This window comes from Pseudomonas sp. B21-056 (assembly GCF_026016325.1).
GTDB lineage: Bacteria > Pseudomonadota > Gammaproteobacteria > Pseudomonadales > Pseudomonadaceae > Aquipseudomonas.
Window position 1 is genome coordinate 3,864,923 of sequence record NZ_CP087203.1, and the last position, 15,475, is coordinate 3,880,397.

8 protein-coding genes are annotated in these 15,475 nt (G+C 61.7%); 4 read left to right on the plus strand and 4 right to left on the minus strand.

Annotated elements, in window-relative coordinates; all coding sequences use genetic code 11:
• Window positions 1–4: 4 nt before the first annotated feature.
• Complete coding sequence (gene araD1, locus LOY67_RS16160; RefSeq protein WP_265063449.1) at window positions 5–997, minus strand: AraD1 family protein; 993 nt, start codon at window positions 995–997, stop codon at window positions 5–7.
• Between the two features lie 149 nt (window positions 998–1,146).
• A complete protein-coding gene (locus LOY67_RS16165; protein ID WP_265063450.1) occupies window positions 1,147–2,469 on the minus strand; it encodes an MFS transporter in 1,323 nt (440 codons plus the stop codon).
• Between the two features lie 193 nt (window positions 2,470–2,662).
• Here LOY67_RS16165 and LOY67_RS16170 point away from each other — a divergent pair, with 193 nt between their 5' ends.
• From LOY67_RS16170 to LOY67_RS16185, 4 genes are all read left to right on the plus strand, one after another.
• Window positions 2,663–4,399, plus strand: coding sequence for an IlvD/Edd family dehydratase (locus LOY67_RS16170; RefSeq protein ID WP_265063451.1), 1,737 nt, complete (start codon window positions 2,663–2,665; stop codon window positions 4,397–4,399).
• Window positions 4,400–4,838: 439 nt separating this feature from the next.
• A complete protein-coding gene (locus LOY67_RS16175) occupies window positions 4,839–5,807 on the plus strand; it encodes an IS110 family transposase (protein WP_265063452.1) in 969 nt (322 codons plus the stop codon).
• Window positions 5,808–5,913: 106 nt separating this feature from the next.
• Window positions 5,914–6,633: a FadR/GntR family transcriptional regulator gene (locus tag LOY67_RS16180; protein WP_265063453.1), complete on the plus strand. Its 720-nt coding sequence runs from the start codon at window positions 5,914–5,916 to the stop codon at window positions 6,631–6,633.
• 134 nt (window positions 6,634–6,767) lie between these two features.
• Window positions 6,768–11,465: a dermonecrotic toxin domain-containing protein gene (locus LOY67_RS16185; protein WP_265063454.1), complete on the plus strand. Its 4,698-nt coding sequence runs from the start codon at window positions 6,768–6,770 to the stop codon at window positions 11,463–11,465.
• A 208-nt stretch (window positions 11,466–11,673) separates the two neighbouring features.
• Here LOY67_RS16185 and LOY67_RS16190 read toward each other — a convergent pair whose 3' ends face one another.
• Both LOY67_RS16190 and LOY67_RS16195 read right to left on the minus strand, forming a co-directional pair.
• Window positions 11,674–14,049, minus strand: a complete 2,376-nt coding sequence (locus LOY67_RS16190) for an efflux RND transporter permease subunit (protein ID WP_265063455.1) — start codon at window positions 14,047–14,049, stop codon at window positions 11,674–11,676.
• Window positions 14,050–14,092: 43 nt separating this feature from the next.
• A complete protein-coding gene (locus LOY67_RS16195) occupies window positions 14,093–15,145 on the minus strand; it encodes a WD40/YVTN/BNR-like repeat-containing protein (RefSeq protein ID WP_265063456.1) in 1,053 nt (350 codons plus the stop codon).
• Window positions 15,146–15,475 lie beyond the last annotated feature (330 nt).

Genomic DNA, 15,475 nt, shown 5'->3' on the forward strand with positions numbered 1-15,475 from the left:
CCTTTCAAAGTGTGCCGATAGTACCCGGGTTGAACGCCGCGTCCACCGGGGCGATGCCGTTGACCAGCGGCGCGCCGAATTCGGCCTGGCTGATTTCGAACACATCCCCCGGCTGGGTGCGGATGCCATCGGCGAACGACAGGGTCGCGGTGCCGAAGAAGTGAACGTGCACATCCCCCGGACGCAGGAACTGACTGTACTTGAAGTGGTGGAATTCAAGGTTTTCGAGGCTGTGGCACATGTTGGCCTCGCCGCTGAGGAATTCGTTCTGCCACAGCACTTCGCCGTTGCGCAGGATACGACTGCTCCCGGAAAGATGTTGAGGCAATTCACCGACCCGAAGTTCCGGGCCAAAACTGCAACTGCGCAGTTTCGAATGGGCCAGGTACAGGTAGTTCTTGCGCTCCATCACGTGATCGGAAAACTCGTTGCCCACCGCAAAGCCCAGGCGATAAGGCTTGCCGTCGAGACCGATGACGTACAGGCCGCTGATTTCCGGCTCTTCACCGGCGTCTTCGGCGAACGGCGGCAACGGGAACGGATGACCCGGACGAACGACGATGCTGCCGTCGCCCTTGTAGAACCATTCCGGTTGCACCCCGGCCTGGCCGGCCTGGGGCTTTCCACCCTCCACGCCCCATTTGAAGATGCGCATGGTGTCGGTCATGGCGGCTTCGTCGCCGGCCTGCTGGTGCATCTTGTCTCGGGCCGAGGCACTGCCCAGGTGGGTCAGGCCGGTGCCGCTGACCAGCAGGTGCGCCGGGTCCGGGTGATCCAGCGGCGGCAGGATGCGCAGCTCAGCGAGCAAGCGTGGGTAATCATGCTCGGCACCGAAACCCAGGCCATTGACCTGTTGTTCCAGCTTCACACCCGCCTCGATGGCCGCCAGCGCCAGCTCACGCACGGTCGTCGCACACTGCACTTCCCGCACTCGGTCGCCGTCGACCACACCGACGCGGCGCTCGCCGTTATCCAATTCGAACTGAACTAAACGCATGGTTTTCTCCTGTAAACAAAACTCAAATACAACAAAAATCCCCCTGTGGGAGCGAGCCTGCTCGCGATGACGGCGGCACATTCAACAAAGATGCAAGCTGACCCACCGCTATCGCGAGCAGGCTCGCTCCCACAGGTGTCGGGGCAACCTCAGGTGCGCGTAGCCCCCCGCGCACTGGCCGCGAACTGATCCGCCGGCAGCACATGCTTGCGTTCCAGCAGGCGATACACCACGCCGGTCAACACCAGGCCGAACACCATCACACAGGACAGGAAGTACAGCCCCGAGGCCAGGTTGCCGGTGTATTCCTTCAATGCACCGATCACGAACGGCCCGATGTAGCCACCCAGGTTGCCCACCGAGTTGATCAACGCGATGCCCGCCGCCGCACTGGCACCGGCAAAGAAGCGGCCCGGCAAGGTCCAGAACACCGCCGTGCAGGAAAACAGCGCAAACGCCACCAGGCACAGCGCCGCCAGTTGCAGCACCGGCACCGACAGCCAGGCGCTGAGGAACAGGCCCATGGCGCCCAACACATAAAGCACGGCCAGATGACCGTAGCGATCATTCAAGCGATCAGAGCTGCGGGGAATGATCAGCAACCCGACAATGCCGAAAATATAGGGCACCGATGACACGAAGCCGGTCACCAGGTCACTGCCGCCGAACTGCTTGATCAGCGTCGGCAACCACAGGCCCAGGCCATAGATACTCAGGGTCACCGGCAGGTAGAACAGCGCCAGCAGCAAGACCCGTTTGTCCTTCAGGGCATGCAGCGGATTACCGTGACGGGTCTGGCCGTATTCCTGCAAATCCTTTTTCAGTTCACCGCTCAGCCAGTCCTTCTCGGCCTGGTCCAGCCACTTCACCTGTTGCGGGCCGTCCGGCAGGTAGCGCAGCACCGGCCAGGTCAGCAGCACCGCCGGCAGGCCGATGACAATGAACAACCACTGCCAGCCGTGCAGGCCCAATACGCCGTCCATGCCCAGCAAGCCGCCGGACACCGGGCCGGTGATCATCATGGCGATGGGTTGGGACAGAATGAACAGCCCCAGGATCTTGCCGCGATGGCGCACCGGGAACCATTGGGTGATGTAGTACAGCACACCGGGGAAGAACCCGGCTTCGGCCGCGCCGAGCAAAAAGCGCATTACATAGAAGCTGTGGGGGCCCTGCACGAACGCCATGCCGATGGTGATGGCGCCCCAGGTGATCATGATCCGGGCGAACCAGCGCCGGGCACCGAAACGCTCCAGCATCAGGTTGCTGGGGATCTCCAGCAGGAAATAACCGATGAAAAACAGACCTGCGCCCAGGCCATAGGCGGCATCGCCGATACCGAGGTCGGCGCCCATGTGCAGCTTGGCAAAGCCCACGGCAGAGCGGTCCACGTAGGCGATCAGGTACAGCAGGATCAGGAAGGGAATCAGTTTCAGCGTGATGCGACGGATAAGTCGCAATTCCTGGCTCATGGGACCGGTCTCCGATTGTTTTTGTTATGGAACCTCGGGGGATTTCTCTCGCGAATGCACGCCAGGACAACCCCTCCACTGAGCCGGACTATATAGTATTACTATTTACCCAACAACACTTCCAAACCGCGTAAATTGCGCTTATGTTACGCTTCATCTGGAAAAATATAGTCATACAATAAGAGAATCGATCATGTCTGATAAAAAACCCTCCCTGCGCTCGGCCCAATGGTTTGGCACCGCCGACAAAAACGGCTTCATGTACCGCAGCTGGATGAAAAATCAGGGCATCGCCGACCATCAGTTCCATGGCAAACCGATCATCGGCATCTGCAATACCTGGTCGGAACTGACCCCGTGCAACGCGCATTTCCGGCAGATCGCCGAGCACGTCAAGCGCGGCGTGATCGAAGCCGGGGGCTTCCCGGTGGAGTTCCCGGTGTTCTCCAACGGCGAATCGAACCTGCGTCCTACCGCCATGTTGACCCGCAACCTGGCGAGCATGGACGTGGAAGAGGCGATTCGCGGCAACCCGATTGACGGCGTGGTGCTGCTCACCGGTTGCGACAAGACCACCCCCGCCCTGCTGATGGGCGCCGCCAGTTGCGACGTACCGGCCATCGTCGTCACCGGCGGGCCGATGCTCAATGGCAAGCACAAGGGCCAGGACATCGGTTCGGGCACGGTGGTCTGGCAACTGAGCGAACAGGTGAAAGCCGGCACCATCACCCTCGACGATTTCCTCGCGGCCGAGGGCGGCATGTCCCGCTCGGCCGGCACCTGCAACACCATGGGCACCGCCTCGACCATGGCCTGCATGGCCGAAGCCCTCGGTACTTCGCTGCCGCACAACGCCGCGATCCCGGCCGTGGATGCGCGCCGCTATGTGCTGGCCCACATGTCCGGCATGCGTGCCGTGGAGATGGTCCGAGAAGACTTGCGGCTGTCGAAGATCCTGACCAAGGAAGCCTTCGAAAACGCCATCCGCGTCAACGCGGCCATCGGCGGCTCCACCAACGCGGTGATCCACCTCAAGGCCATCGCCGGGCGCATCGGCGTGCAACTGGACCTGGACGACTGGACCCGCATCGGCCGCGGCATGCCGACCATCGTCGACCTGCAACCGTCGGGGCGCTTCCTGATGGAAGAGTTCTACTACGCCGGTGGCTTGCCTGCCGTGCTGCGTCGTCTCGGCGAAGCCAACCTGATTCCCAACCCGGACGCCCTGACCGTCAACGGCAAAAGCCTCGGCGAGAACACCAAGGACGCACCGATCTACGGCCAGGACGAAGTCATTCGCACCCTGGACAATCCGATCCGCGCCGACGGCGGTATCTGCGTGCTGCGCGGCAACCTGGCGCCATTGGGAGCGGTGCTCAAGCCCTCCGCCGCAACGCCTGAGCTGATGCAGCATCGGGGTCGAGCGGTGGTGTTCGAGAACTTCGACGAGTACAAGGCGCGAATCAACGACCCGGAGCTGGACGTGGACGCCAACTCGATCCTGGTGATGAAGAACTGCGGACCCAAGGGTTATCCGGGCATGGCCGAGGTGGGCAACATGGGCCTGCCGGCCAAACTGCTGGCCCAGGGTGTGACCGACATGGTGCGCATTTCCGACGCACGCATGAGCGGCACCGCCTATGGCACCGTGGTCTTGCACGTGGCGCCGGAAGCTGCGGCCGGCGGTCCCCTGGCAGCGGTGAAGGAAGGAGACTTCATCGAACTGGACTGCGCCAGCGGCCGCTTGCACCTGGACATTTCCGACGCCGAACTCGCCGCCCGCCTGGCCGACCTGGCCCCGCCGCAACAACTGCTGGTGGGCGGCTATCGCCAGTTGTACATCGACCATGTGCTGCAAGCGGACCAGGGCTGCGACTTCGACTTCCTGGTGGGCTGCCGCGGTGCCGAGGTGCCACGACATTCCCACTGACACCACCCATCCCCTGTGGGAGCGAGCCTGCTCGCGAAGGAGCGGTATCAGCCACTATTACTGTGGTTGACATACCGCTATCGCGAGCAGGCTCGCTCCCACAGTGGACTCTTGGCGGACATGATTTCTCGGACCGTCCCGAAACCCCATGTGGGAGCGAGCCTGCTCGCGATAGCGTCAGATCAGTCGACATTGATGTTGGCTATGGCACCGTCATCGCGAGCAGGCTCGCTTGTATGGTAGGACTTGAAGGGAGGAGGAGGGACAAGGTTCGCTTCTGACTGTTAGCCGCAGTACAGACCGTGGGAGATTTTACCCCTCCTCCTTTCACACCCAAGCGCCGATAAAGAATGCATCTGGCCTAGACCGACGATAGGAACAAGCCTGCGCCTCTGGGTGAACCCTTCAAGTGTTCAAACCTTAGCCCGGAGAGTTTTCAATGGCAATGCCGATTCCCCTCGTCAAGCCGATTGTGGGTGTGGATGTCGCCAAGGATGAGTTGGTGATGTATCACGCCGAAACCGATCAGCTTGAGATAGTCCCCAATAACAAAACTGCGATTAAGAAGTGGCTCAAGGCCTTGTCCATGCAGGTGGATATTGCCATCGAAGCCACCAATATCTATCACCTGGAGTTCGCCGATCTGGCTCACAAGGCCGGCTGCGTGATCTACATGGTCGGTGGCTATGAGCTCAGTCACTACCGCAAAGGCGTGAACGTGCGCGCCAAAACCGATGCACTGGATGCTCGCCTGTTGGCCCGTTACCTGAAGAACGAAGGCCAGGAACTGCATCCCTGGAACCCGCCATCGCCCTTGTATCGCCGGCTCGTAAGCCTTTTCCGACGCCGTGCGGCTGTGGTCCAGGCCCGTGTCAGCCTGAGCCAAAGCTGGGCGAACGAGCCGTTACTCAAAGCCGCGTTCAAACGCCAGATAGGCGCGATGCAACGGCTGGAAACCCTGGTCGAAAAAAAGATCCAGGATGAGCTGAAGGACGCAGGCTTGCTGGGTCAGCTCAAGCGCTGCATGAAAGTTGAAGGCATTGGCCTGTTGACCGGCGCCCGGTTGCTCACCTCGTTTCAGCGGGGGGATTTCAAAAATGCCGATGCCTTCATCGCTTTTCTGGGGCTGGACCTGCGCATATCGCAATCAGGGCGAAAACAGGGTCGCCGCTGCTTGACCAAACGAGGTGATCCAGAAGCTCGCCGACTGCTGCACAACGCAGCGATGTCGGCAAGGCGCACGGAGCGATGGAAGGGGTTCTATGAGGCGTTGCTGGCACGGGGACTAAGTACAACTCAGGCCATGGTGGCGCTGTCGCGCAAGCTTGCCCGCGTAGTATTCGCTCTGCTGCAGAATCAGAGCGAATACCTGCCAGAAAGGCATTTGAAGGCTAGTCATGCACCATAGAATCTCCCACATGGGTCTGCATCTACTTGAAATCGCACTAGCGACCCGCCCTCCCCGCGCCTGCTATCATGCGCAGCACCTCCTCCACAAGATCGCGCCGCCGCCCATGGATTACCGCAAACCTTCCGACCGCAAAAGCATGCACGCGCGCATTGTCCAGGAGCTGGGCATGCAAATCGTCTCCGGACGCTTCAAGCCCGACGACAAACTGCCCGCCGAGGCCTTGTTGTGCGAAGAGTACGCCGTGAGCCGTCCGGTACTGCGTGAAGCCACGCGGGTGCTGGTCGCCAAGGGCCTGGTGTATTCGCGGCCGCGAGTGGGCACGGTGGTCAAGGCCCGTCGGGAATGGCACATGCTGGATCCGGATGTGTTGCACTGGCTGATGCAGAGCAGCCCGCAGAACGAGTTCTTCGGTTTGCTGACCAGCGTGCGCAGTATCATCGAACCGGCCGCCGCCGCCCTGGCCGCACAGTTCGCCACCGACGATGACATCGCCTCCATCCGCGAAGCCTACGAACGCATGGACGCGGCACCGACGCCCGAAGCGCTGCTGCAACCGGACCTGGATTTCCACAGCCGGATCGCCGACGCCACCCACAACGACCTGCTCGCCAACCTGTGCAACATGCTGTCGGTGGCCATCGCCGAAGCGCTCAAGCATTCCAACCAGCGGCCCAACCTGCATGAACTGGCGATGCCACGGCACAAGGCGATCCTCACCGCCATCGAGAATCGCGACGCCCTCGGCGCCCGCCATGCCACGCTGGTACAACTGGATGATGCCCGCAGCGCGTTGAATGTGGTATTGGGCAACGACCCCAGCTGATCCCCCGCCGGCCGCCAAACCCGGCACACTTCTTCCCAGTCGCGGTGGTATCTATGTACCACCCGCACCAGACAGAGCAGTCGATACTTTTCACGCCGTCATCCCGACGGTCATGTTTGTGAAAAGGACTTCTCATGACCACCTCCTCCACCACCGACTCGATCCCCGCTTTGGCCCAACGCGTCAGCCTGCAATTCGCCAGTCGCCCGACCCTGGAACAGGTTGCCCAAGACCTGCTCGAGCAGGCTCTCAAGAAAAGAGATCCCTGGCTTGAGATCGACCTCTCCAAGACCCAATTGGCGACGCCGGATGCAGACGCACGCGGCTGGCACTTCCAGCCTTTGATGTCCGTGGTCCTCGAGTACCTGGCCACCGGCACGCCACCAGACTTCAGCCCACGGGGAAAGCTCGACTGTTTTCTCTCCGACAACCCGCCAAGTCGCGTTTGGGCAGGCGAGCAGCGACTGGACATGCAGATCATCAGGAAATCGCTACTTGAACTGGCCTGGACCGTACCGATCGGGCTGGAGAATGCGCAGGTCCGTTACTGGAACGACGCCATCGGCAGCGGCGAACAAACCGCTACGGGCAGCCGCTGGCGCTGGCTCAGCGATGTACTCAGAAACACACTGAGCATTCGTGGGCTGCAACAGCCCGGCCTCACGGATACGGCGCGGGCGGCCCTGGACCAGATCGTCCGCTGGCCGGACCGGGCGCTACGCTTGTGTCTCAACCGACAGGCACCGGTATACGCCTACAACCTGGAAACCCGGCTCACCCAGGGCAGCACCCGCACCGTGTTGGTCGGCAGCGATATCCTGCTGGTCCGCGTCACGAACGGCACCAGCGAGTTCCTGCTGTGCAGCCCCGGCGGCGCCGTGCAGTCCTTTGCCTCCCTGGAGGCCTTCAATCAGCATTGGGGCGAGTTGATTGCCGACCAGTACACCGTCGACACCATTACCTGCCAGCGCTACGAGATCAGCGATAACGTCTTCGAGCGCCAGGCGGCCATGTTGCTGGAGCAGCAATTGGCCGACCTGGAGGCTGTGCAACTGCCGGCCCGGATCGACCTGCCGGACCTGAAGCGCCTCTACACCGACTTGAGCGACCCGGCGCGCTTGCTGCTGGAGACGCCCCTCCCCTCGCCCGACACCTCGGCCCGCCTTGGGCCGCAGTTGCCCCAATGGCTGAAAAACGCCTCCGTCGTCGACCAGACGACATTCCAGCACTACAGCCTGGTCCTGGCCAGCGCCAAGAAACGCCACCAGGGCCAGACCTTTTTCAGCGGCATCGACGACATCAAGGCCTTTACCGCCGACGCCCTGCTCACCCGTCTGCGGCAGGCCAACGACAGCAATCCGGACAAGCTGCCATCGAGCCGCTACCAGCCCGACGATGTGCTGCTGACGTTCAGCGTTTCGGCGGGCTATCCCGGGACCATCGGCCTTACCGAGAAGCGGCAGATGAGCCTGACCGAACTGGCCATCCACAATCTCGTCGCTCGCCCCAGCGGCACCTTCAGCCTCAGCCATCACCTGGGCCAGACGCTGCCGGCCTGGCTGACGCCGGGTTTTATAACCGGGTTGATCGAACAGGTGGATATTGGTGCGACCTATCCTCGCTATCTGCAACAGCACTTACTCGGCGAGTCGCCCCAGGCTCAGAACCGGCAACGGATCTTTGCCGAGCAGCTCCCGGCACAACTGATGCTCGAGGCCTTGAAGCAGATGCTGAACCACGAGAACGGCATGACGCGCCAAGGCCTGCGCCTGCTGGAAGCCGTCCTGCAACCCGACGCGGCGAGCCAGCAAGTCGAGGGTCGCCCGGTGGTGATTCGCCACCTGGGTTTGCTGCGCAAGCCCCAGGCCCAGCCCGATATCGTCACCAACATGTTCGTCATCGAAGCCCAGGACACCGCCATCGGCCCGCATCTGTTGTATCGACCGCTCTACGCGCCCTCGCTGCAAGAGTTCCCCACACGCGAAGCGCTGTTGCAGGCCATCGCCGCCACCGCAAGCCTGCAGGACAGCATCCTGACCTGGTTGTCTGACTCCGCACGTCCGATCTACGCCAACGGCGGATTCCTGGAACCCCACATCGTGCGGTTCTTCACCGGTGACGAATTCAGTGTCCCCGACAAACCCGCCCCAGCCACCCTCGCCATCGACGATACCCGCGGCGAGCTGCTGCAATCGTTGCAGGAGGGCGAGCTGATGCAGTACCTCTACGGCTGCAACGCCCAAGCCCTGGTCATCCAGGCCGACCGGGATTCGGTGTCCAATAGCGAGAGCCGCTGGGCGGTGTTGCTCGAAGGCGGCGGCCTGCTGTTCAACACCTTGCTGTTTCCTTTGCTACGCGGCCCGGCCATGACTACTGTCTGGCTCTGGAACCTGATGGCCAGCGCCCAACAAGACATTCCGGCGCTGACCGGTGAGGACCCGGTGGCCCGGGAGCTTGCCGCCGTCGATTTCCTCGTCAACCTGGCCCTGCTGGTGAGCCAGCTGCCCTCCGGTCATGGGCCGGCGGCTCGCGCGACCGTGCCCGAATCGATAAAGGAACAAACCATGCGTCCCCCCGCTCCGCGCGCCATCGCCGAGCAGTGGCCTGCACCGCAGGCGCCCACCCTCGTGGAGGGCACCGTCACCTTGCCTGACGCCCACACCGATACCGGCAGCGGGCGCCTGGACCTCGGTTTCGCCAGGGCCAGTGGTCGCCTGACGCCGGCGCTCCAGGAGCGGCTGTTGCGCTTGCAGGTAGCGCGTCCCACTTCCCCGCCCACACCGATTGAGAACGGCCCCTACAAGGGCCTGTACGTGATCGACAGTAAATGGCATGCCAAGGTTGAAGATGCCTTCTATCGGGTCACGCCTGAAGCCGGCGGCGGTGCAACCATCGTCGACCCGCTCGATCCACTTGACCCCGACAAGAACGGTCCGCCGCTGCGAGTCGATACAAACGGACACTGGCACCTGGATTTGCGCCTGCGTCTGCTCGGCGGAGCTCCACCCAAGCGGGTGGAGGCACAGCGGCGTGTCAACCTGGAGCGGGCCAAGCAGTTGACCGACGAATCCAACCGGTTGGAGGCGCAAGATGCCGATCGGCAAAAAGCCCTGGACGTGGCCCAGCAAGTCATGACCCGGACCGAAGAAGGCAGCAACTACACCGAAGCCCAACGGGCAGCGAAACGCAAGATTTTCTATGACCTGCTCAAGGAGCAGACCGAGATGTACCTGACGCTGGCGAACAGCGCGGCCGAACGTACCAGCCTGGGCATCGCTTTCCCGTCCGGCTACATGCATGTGCTCATGGAAAACGTGATCAACAACGCCCGCAAGGCGTTCCTGATCGTCGAAAGGGAGCGCGTGGCCATCCAGCGAGCACATCCCCAGTTTGGAGAGCATGCCGACATCAGGGAAATTGCCGCCCGCGACGCCGACGCCTATTGGAAGTTCCTCGACATCAAGAGTGACATCAATGACCAGGCGATCCACTGGCTGGAACTCAAGGACGATTACCTTGAGCGGCTATCGAACCTCGATGAATCGGGCGTACGGGCGTTCGAACGTCTGACCAGGAACCGTCCCTCGGATGAGAGAAACGCCATCGGCAGCAAAACCATGCAGCTCTCAACACTCCCCGTACTGTCGGTGAAAAACCGGCAATCCGCCCTGCCCAACCGCCTGCTTCGCATTCTCATGCCATTGATGGAGCACATGCGCTCCCATTGGGACCTGCAAACATACGACGTCTCCCCGGCGGAAAAACTCGAGGTACTGACCAGCCTGACCGAGCATTACGGCAAGACCCTGGATACGTTGAAGGGGACAAAGGCCCTTTACCTGGACGACATCAACGAATCCTATTTCGACAGGCTGGTCAAACTGGTCGAGGGTCTTTACCAGGAGGTCTCCAGCAAACTCGCCGCTGAAATCAAACCCGAGCCAAAACCGCGCAAGCGTACGCCGAAACGCCCCAGGACCGGCGCCGGGCTGCCGCAGAAAAAGTTGATCAGAACCCGCCACAATGGCGTCTTGATCGGCGACCTGAAACCCGCCGGCACGAGCCTGCCAATCGAAGTCGTCGAAATGCGCTCCGGAGGCAACAACCAAGTACTCGCCACCTATTCGCGCCACGAGGATGTCTGGGATGTGGTCGACGTACGCCGTCCGACCCCGGCGCCCCAGACGCGATCGATCAAGGCGATCCGGGCCCATGGGCGAGAACTGCTCGACGAACTGGACAAGCGCATGAGCCGCGCTGAAAGCTACAAGACCCACTGCCGTCATCCTCAGGAAATCGAGGAAATCCTCAACAATGAGGCTAGCCACTTCCGCACGCTTTCCGAAGAACTCGACCGGGCGCTCACCGCATCGCCAGCCTCACGCACCCCGGCAAACGAGGCACTGGGTCGGCAGTTGTCAGACGCTGCCGCCAACCTGACCGCCAAGGGCAGTGACGTGCGTATCGAACTGAGCCTGAAACTGCCACCCACCGACGGCAACCTGCGGTTCCTGTTCGAGAAAAACCTGATACAGGTGGCCCGGCTCGGCGATCGCACGGCCCTGCAAGGCGCCCGCAAGGACTTCCTCCAGGAATACGCCATCAACGACCGTGACGGCTTTGCGATCTGGTATGCGCATTTTCATTACGAAGCGGCCGACACGCCGAAAGAAAACTTCAGCGTCGCGCACCTCAAGACCAAGGAACAACGCAAGGAGCACTACCACTCACTGCTGGCCAAGGCCACCAGCCCTTATGCGGTGGTGAACGTGCACCGGGGGCAGATCAGCAAGTCGCTGGCGCAGAGCAGGTTCTTGCCGTTGGCGCCTTGATTGCGATGAAAGTGCAGCCTTGAGATACCGCACTTGTGGCGAGGGGATTTATCCCCGCTGGGTCGCGAAGCGACCCCAACTCTGTCACCTCAATCAACCTGACACACTGGTGTGTCAGGTTTTTGGGACTGCTGCGCAGTCCAGCGGGGCGGTGCGACGTTTCGCTAAATCCCCTCGCCACAGGGGCTCTGTGCTGGCCTTGATCCGGTCAGTGAGCAAACAACGAATTACCCCGCTGCCCCGCCAGCTTCTCGGGCTTGATCAGGAACCGTGCCAATGCCGGCAACAGCCACAACGCACCGAACATGTTCCACAGCAGCATGAAGGTCAGCATCAGGCCCATATCGGCCTGGAACTTGATGGCCGAGAAGATCCAGGTGCACACACCGATCGCCAGGCACAGGCCGGTGAACAGTACGGCTTTACCGGTGGACTTCAGCGTCTGGTAATACGCTTCCTGCAATGGCAACCCGGCCCGCAGGAAGCTTTCCAGACGGCTGTAGATGTAGATGCCATAGTCCACGCCAATCCCCACGCCCAACGCCACCACCGGCAGGGTCGCGACTTTCACGCCGATGCCCATGAAGGCCATCAGGGCGTTGCCCAGCACCGAGGTCAGCACCAGCGGCAACACGATGCACAAGGTCGCCGCCCAGGAACGGAAGGTGATCATGCACATGGTCGCCACGCAGATGTACACCAGGATCAGGATGGTCAGTTCCGATTCCTTGATCACTTCGTTGGTGGCCGCCTCGATGCCGGCGTTACCGGCGGCGAGGATGAACTCCAGGCCATCGCGATTGTTTTCCTTGGCAAACACCTGCACTGCTTTCACCACACGGTCCAGGGTCTCGGCCTTGTGGTCATTGAGGAACACCAGCACCGGTGCCAGGGAGCAACTGTTGTTGTACAGGCCATCGGCCCGGGCAATGGAGTTGTTCAACACATCCGGGTTGCGCGACAGGGTTTCCCATTTCAGGTTGCCCTCGTTCATGCCCTTGATCATCTGCTTGGACACGGTCACCAGGGAGATCGCCGACTGCACGCCCTCGGTGTTCTGCATCTTCCACATCAGCTCATCGATGGGGGCCATGGCTTCATAGCGCGAACACCCTTCGGCCTTGGTCTTGACCATCACTACCAGTACGTCGGAACTGGTGGAGTAATTACTGATGATGAAATTGTTGTCCTGGTTGTAGCGCGAGTCCGGACGCAGTTCCGGTGCGCCCTGGTCCAGGTCGCCGATCTTCAGGTTCTGGCTGTACCACAGGCCCCCACCGAAGGCGAGCACCGCCAGGGCAATGGACACCGGCGCGACCTTGGCGCTGGCGAAGTTCGACAGCGCCCGCCAGAACGGATGCTCGCGGGTTGCGTCCTTCTTGCTGCGCTCGACGGCGCGCTTGCTGATGCCGACGTAGGAAATGGCCACCGGCAGCAGGATCAGGTTGGTGAACACGATCACCGCCACGCCGATGGACGCACCGATGGCCAGCTCGCGGATCACGCCGATGTCGATGATCAGCAAGGTAATGAAGCCGACCGCATCCGCCAGGATTGCGATCATCCCCGGCAGGAACAATTGCCGGAACGTGCGTCGCGCCGCCGTCAGGGCGTTGTCCGCCTCGCTGGACTGCAAGGCGATGCCGTTGATTTTCTGCACCCCGTGGGAAATGCCGATGGCGAAGATCAGGAACGGCACCAGCATCGAATACGGATCCAGCCCGAACCCGGCCGCGTGCATCAGCCCCAACTGCCAGACCACCGCCACCAGCGTGGTGCTCAACACCGCGATGGTGCTGCGCATGCAGTGGGTGAACCAGTACAGTAGGATCAAGGTGATGACGAAGGCCACGCCGAAGAACAGCACCACCATGATCAAGCCATCGATCAGGTCACCGACCTTCTTGGCGAAACCGACGATGTGGATCTGCACATTGGGGTTCTGGGCTTCGAACTTGTGACGGATCTTGTCTTCGAGCTCGTGGGAGAACTTCTGGTAGTCCAGCTTCAGCAACTTGCCCTGGTCCTGCGGGTCCGGGTAAGACTCCAGCAGCGGGATGTCGATGATACTCGATTTGAAATCGTTGGCCACCAGGCGCCCGACCTGGCCGGACTTGAGCACGTTGTTGCGCAGCAGGTCGAGGCTGTCGGCCGAGCCGTTGTAACTCTGGGGAATCACCTCGCCGCCGGCAAAGCCCTCTTCCGTCACTTCGGTCCAGCGCACGCTCGGGCTCCACAGCGACTTGAGGCCGGAACGGTCGACACCGGAAATGTAGAAGACCTCGTCATGGATCTGGCGCAGGGTCTCCATGTAGTCCTTGGAGAAGATGTCGCCGTTGGTGGCTTCCACGGAAATCCGCACCGTGTTGCCCAGGTTCGCCAGGTCGTTGCGATGTTCGAGCATCTTCTCGATGAACGGATGCTCGAGGGGGATCATTTTTTCGAAACTGGTGGACGGACGGATCAGCGTGGCCTGCCAGAACAGGAAAATGCTGACCAGCAGGCAAATGACGATCACTGCCGGGCGGTTGTTGAAAATCAGGCGCTCGAGGAACGTCGCCTTGTCTTGGTGATGACTGCTCATGGGGTCCGCCTTCTTGTTATTGTGCCCGACTCATATGCGCGGCTCATTTGTTCAGTTCAGCGCCGTTGGCCGTGGTGATGCGCACGCCCCCCTGTCCGGCCAGGACCAGGTTGCCGTTGCCCGCCGCCGTGACGGCTGCCACGGAAATCCGGTCCGGGCGGTTGAAGACACTGAAGGTCACGCCGTCGTCGGTGCTGCGCAGCACACTGCCGCCGTTGCCGACGATCACGATGGAGCCGTCCGCCAGCAAGGTCGCCCCGGACAAGCCGAACTCCAGGGCGCCCCGGCCAGCCTTGAGTTCGACCTGCTCCCAGGAGCCGCCGAAATCGGTGGAACGGTAGAGGTTGCCGCGCAAGCCGTAGGCCAGCAGCGTCGACGGCTCGGCGGTGCCGATGACGCCAAACAACGAGCCTTCGTACGGGCCTTCGAGCTTTTCCCAGGTCTGGCCCCAGTCGGTGGAACGGAACATGCTGCCGGCCTCGCCGACGATGAACAGCCCGGCGTCTTTCACTGCGGCGATGGCGTTGAGGTGGAATTGATCTTCGTTGTCGAGGCGGTCGCTGGCGTTTTCCCAGTGTTTGCCGCCATCGGTGGTTTCAAGCAACGCACCGTAGGCGCCTACGGCGAAGCCATTGCTGGCGTCCTTGAACCATACGTCCAGCAGCGGCGCTTCACGGGTAAGGTCTTCGAACTGCCGGGTCCAGGTGCTGCCCCCGTCTTCGCTGGCGAGGATCTGCGCATCATGCCCCACGGCCCAGCCGTGCTTGTCATCGACGAAGAATACGGCGGTGAGCAGTTGGCGGGTCGGCACCTTGGCCTGGGTCCAGGAACTGCCCTGATCATCCGAATAGACAATGTGCCCACGATCACCGACCGCCACCAGGCGCTGACCGGCGTGGACCACATCGAGCATCAGAGTCTTGCTGGCCTTGGCCGATTCGACCGAATAGATGACATCGGTGGTGGTGGCCGCAACGGCCAGCGCTGGTGCCGACAGCACGACAGAGCCCAGCAGCGAGAACGCCGAGGCCAGCAACGCGACTCGGCGCAGCATCGGCTTGCGGGCGCGACCCACGGCCATGACAGGCTCGTTCATAGACCTTTTCCCCATTATTATTGTTAGGCCATTCGACCTTTCAGGGCGCCGTAAGCAACTCGATCGGGGCGCAAACCTGCAATCTAGAGCCACTTCGGAAGCTGACCTATCCTATCGGGCTTTCGGAAGGCCTGACAATCGACGCCGCGTTATCTTTTGTTAACCAGGGGGGGTTGGCGCGGGGGGTGAATGGCGGGGTATTCGGTGGGGTGATGGCTGTATTTCAGACGAGGGTCGGTATCGATCGTTCCCACGCTCCGCGTGGGAATGCAGCCATGGACGCTCCGCGTCCGCGTTGGGGCGTGACGCAGAGCGTCACCAGATGCGTTC

Coding starts and splice junctions, on each gene's coding strand:
- araD1 (WP_265063449.1), bottom strand. CDS start 997: ATGCGTTTAGTTCAGTTCGAATTGGATAACGGCGAGCGCCGCGTCGGT.
- LOY67_RS16165 (WP_265063450.1), bottom strand. CDS start 2,469: ATGAGCCAGGAATTGCGACTTATCCGTCGCATCACGCTGAAACTGATT.
- LOY67_RS16170 (WP_265063451.1), top strand. CDS start 2,663: ATGTCTGATAAAAAACCCTCCCTGCGCTCGGCCCAATGGTTTGGCACC.
- LOY67_RS16175 (WP_265063452.1), top strand. CDS start 4,839: ATGGCAATGCCGATTCCCCTCGTCAAGCCGATTGTGGGTGTGGATGTC.
- LOY67_RS16180 (WP_265063453.1), top strand. CDS start 5,914: ATGGATTACCGCAAACCTTCCGACCGCAAAAGCATGCACGCGCGCATT.
- LOY67_RS16185 (WP_265063454.1), top strand. CDS start 6,768: ATGACCACCTCCTCCACCACCGACTCGATCCCCGCTTTGGCCCAACGC.
- LOY67_RS16190 (WP_265063455.1), bottom strand. CDS start 14,049: ATGAGCAGTCATCACCAAGACAAGGCGACGTTCCTCGAGCGCCTGATT.
- LOY67_RS16195 (WP_265063456.1), bottom strand. CDS start 15,145: ATGAACGAGCCTGTCATGGCCGTGGGTCGCGCCCGCAAGCCGATGCTG.